Below are 15,569 nucleotides of genomic sequence, written 5' to 3'. Positions count from 1 at the left end.
ATCTCAGCGCTGTGGATTTAATTTCCACAAATTCTTAATTCACCACCAACGATACGCTGATAAATTAGAATATTCATACTAAGCAAAGGTATTAACGCAAATAAATTGTTGGGCTTGGCAAGGAGGACGTTAAGAGGGAAGTGCTACCACTCGAACAATACCCAGCTAGGCACAAGGACTTGTGAGCGATCTTCGCGGATCCAGGCATTGCCATCCTGAGGCACTAAATAATAAGTAGGGCCAATCTTTGGAACGACTTTAATTTCTTTTAGAACGCCATTCACACGATATTCGTAAAAAGTTTTGTTATCCTCATTGCGAATAACGATCTCAGGCTCAGCAGGCTGAATAGATTCCTCTGCATGTGCGGATGTTATAGCGAACATGCTGGCTTGAGTTGCGAGTAGAGTTACTAATAAAGTTGGGCGTAATATCTTTCGCATATGAACTCCTGTATGAGCGTTGACGAATAAAAATATCTGTTCTGTATTGTCGTTTTTTCTTACTATACCACTGTGCCAGTGATTACTCACCGGACTTTTAATTTCAAAACCCAGCTCTTACCAGCATCTAAACAATTATAGATACGCAATTTATGACAACAAATACCGAGCAATCTCAAACACTTCCTACCGTTTTGGTGGATGGATCATCTTATTTATTCCGGGCTTTTCATGGTTTACCTCCTTTAGTTAATTCTAAAGGCCAGCCAACCGGAGCAATTAAAGGTGTGATCAGCATGCTTAGAAGGCTGGAAACCGACTATCCAGGCTCTAAAGTAATTGTGGTTTTTGACGCTAAAGGTAAGAACTTTCGTCATGAAATTTACCCTGACTATAAAGCGAATCGTCCACCGATGCCTGATGATTTACGTTCTCAGATCGCGCCGATTCACGAGATCATTGAAGCAATGGGTTTGCCTTTACTCATCATTCCTGATGTCGAAGCGGATGATGTGATTGGTGCCTTGGCGCATCAGGCAACGCAAAAGAAGATCGATGTGGTGATCTCAACTGGCGATAAGGATATGGCTCAGTTAGTGACAGAGCATGTGACGCTGATCAATACCATGACCGATACCAAAATGGATATTCAAGGCGTCGAAGATAAGTTCGGCGTTCGCCCTGATCAGATCATTGACTACTTAGCTTTGGTTGGCGATTCGGTTGATAATATTCCCGGCGTGCCGAAGTGTGGCCCGAAGACGGCGGTAAAGTGGTTAACGGCTTATGGTAGCATGCAGGGTGTTATTGATAGTGCCGATGAGGTGAAAGGTAAAGTTGGCGAGAACCTGCGTGATAGCTTATCGTTTCTACCGATGTCTTATGAGTTGGCAACGATCAAAACTGAAATAGATTTGCCGGAAGCGCTAGAGGATATCAGCCACAAAGAAACTGACCACCGACGATTGTTAGCACTATTTAGCGAGTATGAATTCCGGTCTTGGGTCACTGCCCAAGAAAGAGCCTTGAACAGTGCGGGAGATGATGCGGAACAAGCAGAAGAGCCGGTAGTTGAGCATAATTGCGACTACCAGACTATTCTTGACAAAGATGCGTTTGCGCTTTGGTTTAACAAACTTAAGTCGGCGGACTTATTTGCTTTTGATACCGAGACCACCAGCCTCAACTATATGGAAGCCGAGGTGGTAGGTGTTTCCTTCGCCTGTAATGCAGAGGAAGCAGCTTATGTGCCTTTTTGTCATGATTACTTGGATGCGCCCGAGCAGTTAGATAAAGATTGGGTACTTGATCAACTAAAGCCACTTCTGGAGAGTAGTGAGCAGCTTAAAGTTGGCCAAAACCTGAAATACGATAAAAGTGTATTGGCCAATCATGGTATTGAGCTTCAAGGTATTGCGCACGATACGATGATTGAATCTTATGTGCTGAACTCCACGGGAAGTCGTCACGACATGGATACTCTGGCCGAGAAGTACTTGGGCAGAAAAACCATCCACTTTGAAGATATCGCCGGGAAGGGAGCCAAACAGCTTACCTTCAACCAAATAGCTCTAGAGCAAGCCGGGCCTTATGCCGCAGAAGATGCCGAGATTACTTTGGCGCTTCACCATGCAATCTATCCGCAATTAGAAAAGATTGAAGGGCTGGCGAAGGTTTATCATGAAATAGATAAGCCTCTGTTGTCGATTCTGTCAAAAATAGAACGCACAGGTGCGGTGGTTGACGCTCATATTCTAGGGCAGCAGAGTCAGGAATTAGCCGAACGAATTGTTGAGCTAGAGCGTGAAGCTTATGACTTGGCGGGTGAAGAGTTCAACTTAAGTTCACCAAAACAGTTGCAAGCGATATTCTTTGAGAAACTAGGGTTGCCGATCATCAAGAAGACGCCCAAGGGTCAACCTTCAACCGCCGAGCCGGTCTTACAGGAATTAGCACTTGACTACCCGCTGCCTAAGTTAATTCTTGAGCACCGTAGTCTGGCAAAACTCAAGTCGACTTATACCGATAAACTTCCGCAGTTGATTAATCCGGGAACAGGGAGAATTCATACTTCTTATCATCAGGCTGTCACCGCGACAGGGCGTTTATCTTCTAGTGATCCGAACTTGCAGAATATTCCGATTCGAAGCACCGAAGGTCGAAAGATTCGTCAGGCTTTTGTTGCACCCGACGGTTATAAGCTTATCGCAGCCGACTATTCGCAAATAGAACTGAGAATTATGGCGCACTTGTCTCAAGATAAGGGCTTGTTGGAGGCATTTGCTCAAGGAGAAGACGTACACCGTGCGACTGCTGCAGAAGTCTTCGATGTTTCTGTTGAAGAGGTGAGTGCTGATCAGCGCCGCAAAGCCAAAGCCATTAACTTTGGTTTGATTTACGGTATGTCGGCATTTGGTTTGGCGAAGCAAATCAATGTATCTCGAAAAGAAGCAGCGCAATATATTGATCGTTATTTCGAACGTTACCCAGGTGTACTTGAGTACATGGATAGAATCCGGGCTCAAGCACATGATGATGGTTATGTCGAAACCGTTTTTGGTCGTCGTTTATATCTTCCTGAGATAAATGCTCGAAATAAAATGCTTCAGCAAGCAGCAGAGCGGACGGCGATTAATGCACCAATGCAAGGTACGGCGGCAGATATTATCAAAAAGGCGATGATAAAGGTCGATGCCGCACTTGAAGGTGCTGGTCTTGACGCAAAAATGATTATGCAGGTGCATGATGAATTGGTGGTTGAAGTCGCTGAGGGCCAGGTTGAAGGTGTCAAAGCTTTACTGATTGAAAATATGATGTCTGCCGCAGATCTTGATGTTCCGCTTATTGTTGAGGCTGAAGTAGGTGACAATTGGGATCAGGCGCATTAATGAGTGACTCCCAACGCATACTTGAATCGTTGCTTAAGAACGATACAAAGCTTTGGCAGGCGATGCCGATGTCAGAATGGTTTGCTCATTTCAAACAAGCTACAGGCAGCTTTTCCAACTCGATTGATCGGGCGATACTAGCAGGCAGAATGAGTGCCAGTGTCGGTTTTGCTTTTGCAGGTGCATACCAGTCTGCTATCGAAGCGCTTTTTGGTTTGGAGGAAGCCCTACTGGCTTCGGTGTGTGTGACGGAAGCAGGAGGAAATCACCCTCGTGCTATTAATGCCCGGCTTTATACAGAAAAGGCGCAGCTCTATCTCTCAGGAGAGAAGTCTTTCGTTTCGGGAGCCGAAGATGCCGGCATGATTTACGTTGCTTGCCGAGATGAGCGTAGAGGAGATGGCCTTGATTTGTCGGGCCGCCCTCTGATTAAAGTTATCGCCTTAAATACGCAGCTTGAAGGAATTGCGATTCAGGAGATGCCGTCTCTCGGTTTTGTGCCTGAAATCAGCCACGGAAAAGTCATTCTTGACCGAGTCGCTATCAAGGAAAGTTATATCTTGCAGGGGGATGGCTACCTTCAATATGTAAAGGCCTTTCGCACTTATGAAGACTTGCATGTGTGTGCCGCGATTGCCGCTAACCGTATGGCCGAAGCCATTGCTTCAGATTGGGGGCAAGGCGCAATTGAAAAACATATCGCGCTAATACTGTCACTGCGAGAAGTGAATGCCATGCAACTAGATTCTTCTGCGGCACATATTGCCTTGTCTGCTTGTCGCTCACAGCTGAATGAACTAATCGCTGCAACGAATACTTTGTTCGAACAGAGTAATCCTCAAAAATACCAAAATTGGCAGCGTGATAGCCGCCTTTTGAAAGTGGCGGGTAAGGCCCTTGAAACGAGAACTCGAAAAGCTTGGGAAGATATCCTGAGCTAAAAATATTTTATGTGCCTTTCATGAGCTTCCTTTATCAGTAGATTATTGAAATAAAAGAACTTGTATCAATAACTTGAATCTGCCCTCAAAAATTATTTTCTCCTAAGTCTAAAAAATACCCACTTTGAACGTTTTGTGAGCTGGCGCACACAAAAATCTTTACTATCTTAAAAGGTCTGAATAATAAAAATTAACGCTATTTTCCGGGCGGAAGGTAGCGTCAATAGCTCATAGAAATGAGGAAACATCATGCGCCTTTCCGATCTGAATAAACTCTTACTAACGCTTTGTTGCTTAAGTTTAGCCGCTTGTAATGGGGGCAGTAGTGGAGGGGGATCTGGGGGCAGTGATGAGCCGGAGGCGGTTAGTCTGACAGGCGGTGGTATTAAAGGGCCTCTAGTTAATGCAATTGTTACTGTCTATACGGTTGATACCACAGCAGAAGACTTTAAAGGTGCAATAGTAGGTCAACCGGGCTCAACTAATGAACAAGCACAGATTATTGACCTGGTGCTGCCAACACCAATTGAGCCTCCTTATATTCTGGAGTTTACATCAGACGAAAATACGACTGATATTCTAACGGGGCAGGCACCCGTTATTTCCGAAATGCGAACCGTTATTACCCAAGCACTTCTTGATAATGGCGAGCAAATCTATGGCACACCTCTTACAACCATGGCGGTTGACTTGGCGATTCGTAATGCCGATGTCGATACCGGCCCTTGGGCTGACCGTGATGGCGATGAAATTACTGACCCGGGTTTAGGTGACGGCACTGCAACACCGGCTGAACTAGTGAGCGCGCTTCCAATAGCCGCGGCTCAGGTGAAGTCGACCATGGGCTTTGGTATGTCCCAGGATATTGATATTTTTGATACGCCTCCATTAATTGACGAAACAACTGATACGGGTGCAGAGCAAGAAGATGCTGCGGCTTATCGTGCTGCGGTAGAAGCGGTAACGGCTGTTGTGAACCAGATAGACGAGGCTGTTGGTACTGAAGACCCTAATGCTGTATTAAGTGCACTCACACAAGATTTAGCCGATGGCCAGATCGACGGTAAAGTCGACAATGAAGAAGGTGGCTCAGAATCGAGTGATATTTTTGGCGGTGCTGAAGATGATGCTGCTGAAGATACAGCTAGTGCCGCACTTCAACTTTTAGAGCAAGACCCTGCTTCCTTACCGATTCCGAACGACCCTCAAGGTCGTACAGTTGGTGAAATGAAACAAGTGATTAACGATGAAAAAGAAGACCTGGGTAATGAAGGCGTTAATACTGAAATAAATACTGAAGAAGAAGTTGTACTCAAGCCCGCTGAAACTGACCCAGACCTGGATGATGATGGCGTTCCAAATGATCAGGACGCTTTTCCTGAAGATGCGAGTGAGACAACTGACACCGATGGTGATGGCACAGGTAACAATGCCGACAACGACGACGATAACGACGGCGTTAAAGATGAAGACGATGACTTCCCTCTAGACGCAAGCGAACAAACCGATACAGATGAAGATGGAATCGGTAACAATGCCGATACTGATGATGACGGCGATGGTACTGAAGATATTGCCGATGACTTTCCTTTAGATTCTGAACGTCAGAATAAGTCTGATAAGGATAACGATAACTGGTCTGCCAATCAGGACCCTGATGATACCAATGCCAGCATTCCAGGTATCGATTTTGTTGATACCGATGGCGATGGCATGGCTGATTCTGGTGGCAGAAATGATGACCCTGATGATGATAATGATGGTGTGATCGATACTGAAGATGCCTTCCCAACAGACCCTACAGAACAAAAAGACCAAGATGGCGATGGCACAGGCGATAATGCTGATACTGATATCGACGGTGACCAGGTGCCGAACGATGAGGATAAGTTCCCACGTAACCCATTTGAAAGTGTTGATACCGATGGTGATGGTATTGGTAATAATACAGATGAAGACGACGATGGTGATTCCGTACCTGATCTTCAGGAAGAGCAAGATGGCACCAACCCGCTAGAGCGTGATACCGATGGTGATGGCGTGCTCGATAACGTCGACCAAGGTCCAACTGACCCAACGGTACAGTTCGATTCAGACCAAGACGGTATTGATAATGCGATAGATAATTGCCCAGTTCATTACAACCCTGTACAGAGTGACCTGGATGATGATGGTCGCGGTGATCCTTGTGACCTGGATCGCGATGGTGATGGCGTTAACAATGATCTTGACGCCTTCCCTTCAGATGAAACAGAAACAGAAGATACTGACAATGACGGTGTAGGTAACTCAGAAGATACTGATGACGATAATGATGGTGTTGCCGATGATCTGGATGATTTCCCGACTGACCCGAATGAAATTGTCGATACCGATGGCGATGGTACCGGTGACAATGCAGACAGCGATGATGATGGAGACGGTACACCTGATTCCGAAGATGCCTTCCCTCTAAACTCTAGTGAAGACACCGATACCGATGGTGATGGTATTGGTAACAACACCGATGATGACGATGATGGTGACGGTGTTGCCGACAGTGATGATGCTTCACCTCTAGATGCCTTGGCAAGTACTGATACAGACGGCGACGGTGAGCCAAATATCACTGATACCGATGATGATGGTGATGGTACGCCAGACTCTGAAGATCGTTTCCCACTGAACCCTAATGAAGATACGGATACAGATGGTGATGGCATTGGTAACAACACTGATACTGATGATGATAATGATGGTGTAGAAGATGATGCTGATGCCTTCTCTTTACTTGCTTCTGAGCAATTAGACACAGACGGTGATGGCACAGGTAACAATGCAGACACTGATGATGATGGTGATGGTACACCTGATGCCTCAGACCCATTCCCCCAAAATGCTTTAGAGACTCGTGACTCCGATGGCGATGGTATTGGTGATACAGCCGATACGGATGATGATAACGATGGTGTACTAGATATAAACGACGCTGCACCGACTAGCCGCGATGGTGATGAAGATGGCGTAGGTGATGGCCGTGATAATTGCCCAGTGAATAGTAACAGTGATCAGCGTGACTCAGATGGTGACGGCCAAGGTGACGCCTGTGATAGTGATGATGATAACGATACAGTCGAAGATAGCGCAGATAATTGCCCAACAGTACCGAATAGGAATGGCCAGAGCGATAACCTAGACGGTGATGACTTTGGTGATGCCTGTGATGATGATCGTGATGGCGATGATATCAAGAACGGTGTCGATAACTGTCCTTCGACCGCTAACTCGGATCAGGAAGACACTGATGGCAATGGCTTAGGTAATGCTTGTGAAGCTGATAGCGATCAGGATGGTTTCGCCGATCAGTTAGATAACTGCCCTGCCGATGCTAACCCAGGCCAGGAAAACTTCGATGGCGATGCTCGCGGAGATGCTTGTGATGGCGACGATGATAATGATGGCGTGAGTGACCAGGCAGAAGAGGCTGCGGGTTCTGATCCTAAGGACAGCGACTCAGATGATGACGGCGTTGATGATAAGAATGATGCCTTCCCAACAGACGAGACGCGTCAGGAAGACTCTCAGGGTGATGATGACGACGATGGCGTAGCAAACGGCATTGATAATTGTCCAAATGATGCCAACGCGGGTCAGGAAAATTTTGATGGCGATGCGCAAGGCGATGCTTGTGACCATGACGATGACAATGATGGTGCGCCAGATGATGCTGATGACTTCGATAACGATCCAAATGAGCAATCAGACAGTGATGGTGATGGCTTAGGTGACAAATCTGATAACTGCCCAACGGTTGCAAATGAAGACCAGAACAATGCTGACCAAGATGGATTTGGTGATGCTTGTGATGCCGATACCGACAATGATGGAGTAGGCAATGAGCAGGACAACTGCCCTGTCGATATGAACCCTGGACAGCTGAATGCAGACGGCGATGAGTTTGGTGATGTTTGTGATAGTGATGATGATGGTGACGGTGTAGAAGACGCCTTCGATAACTGTCCAATTGACGCTAACAGTAATCAGGAAAACTCTGATTCTGAATCAGATGGTGGTGATGCTTGTGACCATGATGATGATAATGATGGTCTAAGCGACGCGGAGGAAAATGCAAAAGGCACCGACCCGACTGATGCTGATACAGATGACGATGGCGAAAATGATGGTGATGATAATTGCCCGCTGATTGCTAATGCAGGCCAGGAAGATGCCGATGGCAATGGCCAAGGTGATGCCTGCGACATTGATAGTGATGGTGACGGTGTATTGAACACCATGGAAGAAGCTCAGGGTACTTCACCTACAGATGCCGATTCTGATGATGATGGTAGCAATGACGGTGTCGATAACTGCCCAGCAATTGCTAATGCTGATCAGCGTAACTCAGATGATGATGCTGAAGGTGATGCTTGTGATTTGAACGATGACAATGACGCTGTTGATGATGATGCGGATAATTGCCCAACGGTTCCGAATGATGATCAAGCTGATGCCAATGAAGATGGAGTGGGTGATGTTTGTACTGCTGATGAAGATCAGGACGGTATTCCAGATACGGTAGATAACTGCCCTGCGGTGGCAAACCCAGTTCAGGAGAACGCTGATCATGATGCACAAGGCGATGCCTGTGATAACGATGATGACAACGATTCGATTGAAGATGCTAGTGATAACTGCCCGGTTAAGGAGAATGCTGACCAACTTGATCTAGATGGGGATCAGATTGGTGATGTGTGTGATCCGGACTCTGATGGTGATGGCGTTGAAAATCTAGTCGATAATTGCCCATTAATCGTTAACGCGAACCAGGAGAATACTGATCAGGATGGTCAGGGTAATGCTTGTGACTTAGATGATGATAACGATGGCGTATCCGATGAGAATGAAGCGGCTCAAGGTACGGACCCACTGTTAGCGGATAGTGACGACGATGGTAGTCACGATGGAGATGATAACTGCCCGCTAATCGCTAATGAAGAGCAGAAAGACACAGACTCTGATGGCTTGGGTAACGCTTGTGACACCGATGATGATGGCGACACGATTGCTGACGATGTCGATAACTGTCCACTCGATAGTAATGTTGGACAGGCAGATAGCGATGAAAATGGTGTTGGTGACGCGTGTGATGTGCCTTCAGTAGCTTTGTTCTACTTGAATGAACGCATTGTTAACTCTGAAACTGAAACTGATGAGTCAGGCACTGAAGATGGCATTTGTCCTTTCGATGTAAATGATGAAATGACTCGAGTGTCTCTATGGAGACAAGAAGGTTCTGTTCTAAGGGTTAGCTTTGGTGATGAAGGGCATGATGAAGGTGGTGAGTTGATGATCGATCCATCAGGACGCATTAGTGCTTCATTCAGCGATGAGTACAGCGGCGAGCATGGTTCCATGCAAACTGAGTTGGATGTTGATGGTCAGTTGGATGCAGAGTCAGGTGTCATTGTTGCCACCGTTGAAGAGAGCTTCACCTTTGCAAGTGCAGACGGCCAGATTGTTGCGACCTGTGCCTACAATGCAACAGAAACTTTTACGCCGATGGATGAAGTGTCTGCAAGTACTATCTTCGATGGTGAAACCGGAACTAATGTAGGCTTTGTTTGGATGGAAGGCGACGAGCATTATCAGGACTCAGCCAATCAGCCGGTCTTCGACTTCTTCTATGGTGTGATTGATGACACTGAAGAGCGTCGTTATCGATACGACACCAGCACCGGTGCACCGATGTGGGTAGAGGAAACTGAGGAAGACTCAAGTTTCATGCTCGGAGCCAATGGTTGGGTTGAAGTATCAGACAAAATGTTGGTTGAGGGTACGCCAGGTGTTACAGCTAATGTGGTTGCAAAGGATGCAAGCGATAACATTTTAGCGAACTGGCAAGTAACGCCATTCTCTGCGAATGTTACGGAAGAGCCAATGTTTGGTTTGATCCCTCGTGAGTGGAGTGAAGAAGGCCTAACAGCGCCTGAAGAAGTCTTTGCAGGTAGTGAGGTCTTGGCTTTGGGGATACATGCTGTGTCGCAGTTGGATGTTTATGAAGTTCGCTGCGGGGGAGCACCTGATGATGGTCCGGCAGACGGTACCGCACCAACGATGGCTTGTCATAATGCAATGGAAACAGATGACGGTACGGGTAGCCCTGTGTTAGCCGATTCGTTAGGTGACATTATTTATGAAGCAGACTCTTCAATGACAGAGAAATGGCAGGGTATGCCAGCGGGTTACTCTGATGAAGGTGAAGTTTTTGCCTACCTAACGGGTGCCGACACAAGTGGTGATGAGGGTACAAGTGGTGATGTCAGCTTCTATATCTATGACTGGGATAGCGAGTCGCTTGAAGCACTCGATCACTCTTCAAGTTGGACGATAGAGGACCCATTAGGTGATGATACGAACTTGGTGATTTCTTTCGCTTTACCTACAGAGCTTGGTAAAGAGTTTGGTGATGAAATGCCTGATGCTGTGATTGCTTCAATGATCGAAGACTCATCCGACAGTCAGCTCTATGTTCGTACTGGGCATTTCCGCGAAGCAGGTAAGCACCATTATGATAGTGGCTTGAATGGTCCGGCGATTGAGGAGGTTCAGGGTAACTTTAGCTATATTCCTCCAGAGCCAGACTCAGACCACGATGGAGTTGTAGACAGTGAAGATAACTGTATCGATGTGCCAAACCCCGACCAGGCAGATACGGGTGGCGATGGTGTTGGAGATGCCTGTAGTGGCAGTGGTTCTGAAGACGGTGTATTCACAGCTGAGAATGTGGTTGGTCACTTTGCAATCACCTTCCCAGAAGGTGACACCGAGCCTGAGAGCCAGGCTTTCTACAAAATACGAGATGATGGTACGGGGACAGTTTTCTTTGAAGACGGTCCTGCAGAGGGAGAAGAGTTTACCTGGTTAATCGATGGTGAAACCTTAGTCTTGGAAATTACTACTGCTACCGGTTCTCATGACTGGGATGAATATACGCTGACTTCCGGGTCTGTGGACTATGGGAGTATTCGTGCGGTAATCGATGAAGGTAATGATTCCAGTATTGAATATGACGGCCCTGCACAGTGGATGCGTGATATGGGAACTAGCGGCCCAGAAGCCTGTACCACAGGGGATGTCGAAAGTGGCGCGGTTGAAGCGGACTACGACCAAGCTGTCGAGGACTGTGGCGGCCTGGATAAGCTGCTAACGACAGAAGAAGTGAACGATACCGTTTGGTACAGCGAGCAAGATACGGTTGCTTTTGATAGCGGTGGAACCGGCAGCTTCGAAGACCATCACACTGGAACTGAATACACGACTACCTGGTCGATAGATTCTGGCTTTGTTCGCTTTACGGCGACAAGTGCTTCAGGAGTATTCTCTCGTAAGCTAGGCATCTTGTCTGATGGCTTCCCTCATATTTCTACCAAGTTCTTCCATGATGGTGAAGCTAATGACTACATTGCTAGCATGCTGTATGCAGTGAGTGAAGATGCGACTGACAGTGACTCAGACGGTATACCGGATGATATTGATAACTGTCCGACTGATGCAAACAGTGATCAGCAAGATAGCGACCATAATGGAATAGGTGATGCCTGTGATGGGGGAGACACCTCTGGTCATATGTTTACGGTAGAAGAACTTTCTGACCAAACTCGCTTTAATGTTTACTTCGACGATGCGCCAGATGATGGTGGCGACCCTTACTACATTATGGAGTCCATGACCTTTAATTCTGATGGCTCGTTTAGTGCTGAGCTAGATGACAATGCCTTGTCGCGCGGAGAATCACACTATTCAGGTGACTGGAGTATAGAAGCCGGGGACTTGGTTTTATCACTCAATGGAGGCACAGAAACAGAATATATTCACGCCTTTGGGGTCGATGATGAAAATGGTGCGCTACTGGTATGTTGGGGGTCTGTACCTTGTTCTGATGACACGGAATGGTTCTTTGATGGGCAACTATCAGCTGAATCCTTCTTGATGGCAATGAATAATGGTGGGACTGGTGGTACTACAGTCGAAGATGCTGACGGTGATGGTATTGTCGATCAGGAAGATGCGTTTGTTGATGATGCGACAGAGCAGTTTGATACCGATGGCGATGGTATCGGTGATAACGCCGATGCTTGTCCATATACAGCTGATACCACATGCGATGGCTCGGGTGTTCCTAATATGTCTGGTGAGTACCTACTTGCCTGGAGTGTTGACGGAACTAACCCAGATAACGAGATGCTAAATGACTCTGGTGATCAATGTGTTGCGGAAGATGAGTTATCAGGTTTTGCTTTGGTTCGAGTACAGCAGGAAGGAAACCAGGTTATTCTCAATGGAGGTGACGGCGAAGACGGCTGGATGTCGATTGGTACGATCGATACTAATGGCGATTTCTCTGTAGAAGAGCTTAATAACGAACCGGGTCGAAGCTTTGTACTATCAGGTAACTATGATGGTACGGGTATAGCTGGTGGGAGTTTTACGGATTCAGAGCAAAATGAAAGTGAAACCTTAACCTGTTCTTCTAACGGCACTTATACAGGCTCGGCACCCGTTGCCATTACCGAAAGCGATATTGATTCTACGGGGGCAACATGGTTTGAAATAGACTATGACCACGATGCTGCGGGCAATACTCAACTTGAGTTTGAATACGGAACAATAAGTGGTGAGCTTGAGACGCTATTTGAGTTAGACCCTGAAACTGGCATGTGGGTTGATCGTAGCTCAGAAGATATCGGTGCAGGAGAAATGTCGGTACTGACAGCCAATGGCATTGAAAGACTTGATGACCTGTTTATCATTGTCGGTTACGGTGCCGATGGATCAGAAACGCTTGGTGAGACCGCGAGAGTTGCAGCAAGCTTTGATGGTGATCCCAACGATGTTGTCGCGACGGATGTAGATTTGTCCGCCTTTGATGTCTCTGGTTTGCCAGTTCACTTAGCCTTTGGTGATGAAGCTTTCGATGCGGATGCCGTCTTTAGTGATGGCGCAGAGATCTTTGTTGCAGAGCTCAGCGCTGTTAACACTTCGTATATTTTCGAGTGTGATGCAGACTGGTCACCTTGGTTTGCTTCAAACCTTGATTGCGACAATGTGGTGCCAATAGGCTTTGTCGCTGAAGACCCTGATGAGGATGGTATTCATGATCCAATTCCAGCGACGTCTTTTGCTGATGTATTTTCGACCGCGGCAGAGCTACTTGCTCAGCCAGTGACGCAAGAAGTGTCTGATCGGGGGCTGTATATTGGTCATGGTTATGATCATGGTGGATCATTCCATATTCGTGCTTATCTTGAGTCGACTTCAGGTGACGGCAGTGGTTTGGACGGTGATCAAAATGCAGGGATTGGTTTTGTGAAAGTTTATGACCACTCTTCAGATGTATTCCATATAGCTGAACTGGCGATAAGCTCGACAACCATCGATTCACATCAAGTTATTTCTTTCGAGGTGCCTGAATTGGTAGCGAAGCTCGTTGATTTGGATAGTGAAGAGCGTCACCAGTTTATCTTTGTTGATAATTCCGAAACGGCAGGGCCGATTGTGCGCCGAGGAGGAGTACAGCTACAGGGCGCCGGTGATAAGGAACTGATGTTCAATAATGTAGCTTTTGAGGATCTGAAAGCGGCTGTCATCTTACCGGGTAATGGTGGCGGAACGGGCGGTGCTCCGGCTGGAGAGAATATCGGCCTTTGGCTACTTGATAACGGTGGCAGTGACTACCATGCAGTTGTCTTTTATGGTGATGCGAATTATATCGTAGGGCATACTGCAAACTCGGAATCCGATCCGGTTTATGGTGTGCTACCAACTTCTGCAGAGCATGGCACATATACATGGGACCCAACAAGCGGTGTTTTTGAACCAAATAAAGTTGGCGAAAGTGACGGTGATGGAGGGCTTGATAATGCCATTGGCGAGATGACCATGGTGATCGATGGCGATGTATTAACGTTCGATGATGATATAGGCCCGGATGAGCTTGTGCGAGGATACTCTGATACGAACCCACTAATTGGTGCCTGGCAGATACCTGAGCCGGGTAATATGAATATTCTGGTTTTTGTGGATGAAACTCGCTACATCATTATGCATACCAACAACGGAGAAGAGCATGATGTTGGTGTGATAGTGCCAACTTCAGCAGAGCACGGAACTTATACCTGGGATCAGGAAACAGGAGATTTCTCTGTTTCCGTGCTGGGTCAAAGCGACGGTGAGGGCGGTTTATCTCATCCTTCAGGTCTCGGTTGGAGCATGTCTTTAAATGGAGACGCGCTTAGCCTAGATGATGGTGAAGGTTCCTTTGTACTTCAGCGTGTGGGCGCAGATCCATTTGCTGCGGCAAGCAATAATGGAGTGGACTTCTCGGACTCTGCAACTCTGACGCAAGGACAAGAGCTGGGAGTTCTGGGTTCTGGTCTCTTAAGAGAATGGTATGACGATGGCACTTCGACAGAGTATGAAGAATATTATGTATTTGACAGCTCAGGTAATACTGGACGATTCGTCTGGAGGCATGATGACGAAAGTGCTGGAACAACAGATACAGGTGATGAGGCAACAACTTGGTTGGTAGATAGCTCAGGTAATCTTGAAATTACTATTGCTGGTTTATCTGAAGTACATGACGTGGCATTAGCTGATTTTAGTGACTTGTTCAGGCCCGAAATTGTCGTCAAAAAGGACGGTATGATGGAAGGACCTACGCGTGCCGAGCTAATGGTGACTCAGTCTACCTTAGCCTCAGAAGTGCCTAGCCCTGTTGATTTGACGGCTGAGAGTGATTTATTGGGTACCTACTTTTTTGAACATAACCTAAGTGAGCAAATGATTTTTGCTAGCGGGGGCGTATTTTCAGAAGTATGGGATGGAGGTTCTGAGACAGGTTTAAGCTGGTCGCTCGATACTTCAACAGATGAAATCTTGATATGTTTTGAGGGCGGCGGTACATCAACTGTTGATTGCCCGGATAGTTCACTCGATTATGTTTATGTTGAATCAGTAACAGACGACACATCAAATGCAGATGATAACTCAGAAACAACAGAAGTATGGGGGTTCGCTGGCTGGTGGCAAGTTGATGCATCGACCGGATTAGGTTCCTTCTTCCGGGATAAAGCATTTAAACAGCCCTTACCTTAAAATGAAGTAAAAAAAGCCAGGTCAGCGACCTGGCTTTTTCGTATCTATACCTTCCGGCCAGACGATAGGCCTACTAAAGGCATTTACCCAGACTCTAACTAAATGGTCATCTAGGTGTTATTGACCTGTAAAACCTTAAAGCTATTATGGATAGTTCGTTT

The 15,569-nt window shown here is 46.7% G+C and carries 4 protein-coding genes; 3 read left to right on the top strand and 1 reads right to left on the bottom strand.

The window, feature by feature from the left end; translation table 11 throughout:
• Positions 1–143 precede the first annotated feature (143 nt).
• Positions 144–443, bottom strand: a complete 300-nt coding sequence (locus A3766_RS13360; RefSeq protein WP_068509226.1) for a DUF2782 domain-containing protein — start codon at positions 441–443, stop codon at positions 144–146.
• Between the two features lie 152 nt (positions 444–595).
• Here A3766_RS13360 and polA point away from each other — a divergent pair, with 152 nt between their 5' ends.
• From polA to A3766_RS13345, 3 genes are all read left to right on the top strand, one after another.
• Complete coding sequence (gene polA / locus A3766_RS13355; RefSeq protein ID WP_068509228.1) at positions 596–3,331, top strand: DNA polymerase I; 2,736 nt, start codon at positions 596–598, stop codon at positions 3,329–3,331.
• The gene (locus tag A3766_RS13350) at positions 3,331–4,272 is read left to right on the top strand and encodes an acyl-CoA dehydrogenase family protein (RefSeq protein ID WP_068509230.1); all 942 of its coding nucleotides are present in this window, start codon (positions 3,331–3,333) and stop codon (positions 4,270–4,272) included. Before polA ends, A3766_RS13350 begins: the two co-directional genes overlap by 1 nt.
• 249 nt (positions 4,273–4,521) lie before the next feature.
• A complete protein-coding gene (locus A3766_RS13345; RefSeq protein WP_068642341.1) occupies positions 4,522–15,408 on the top strand; it encodes a thrombospondin type 3 repeat-containing protein in 10,887 nt (3,628 codons plus the stop codon).
• The last annotated feature ends 161 nt before the right edge of the window (positions 15,409–15,569 follow it).

The organism is Oleiphilus sp. HI0132 (assembly GCF_001635845.1).
This window is presented reverse-complemented; position numbering and strand designations above follow the sequence as displayed.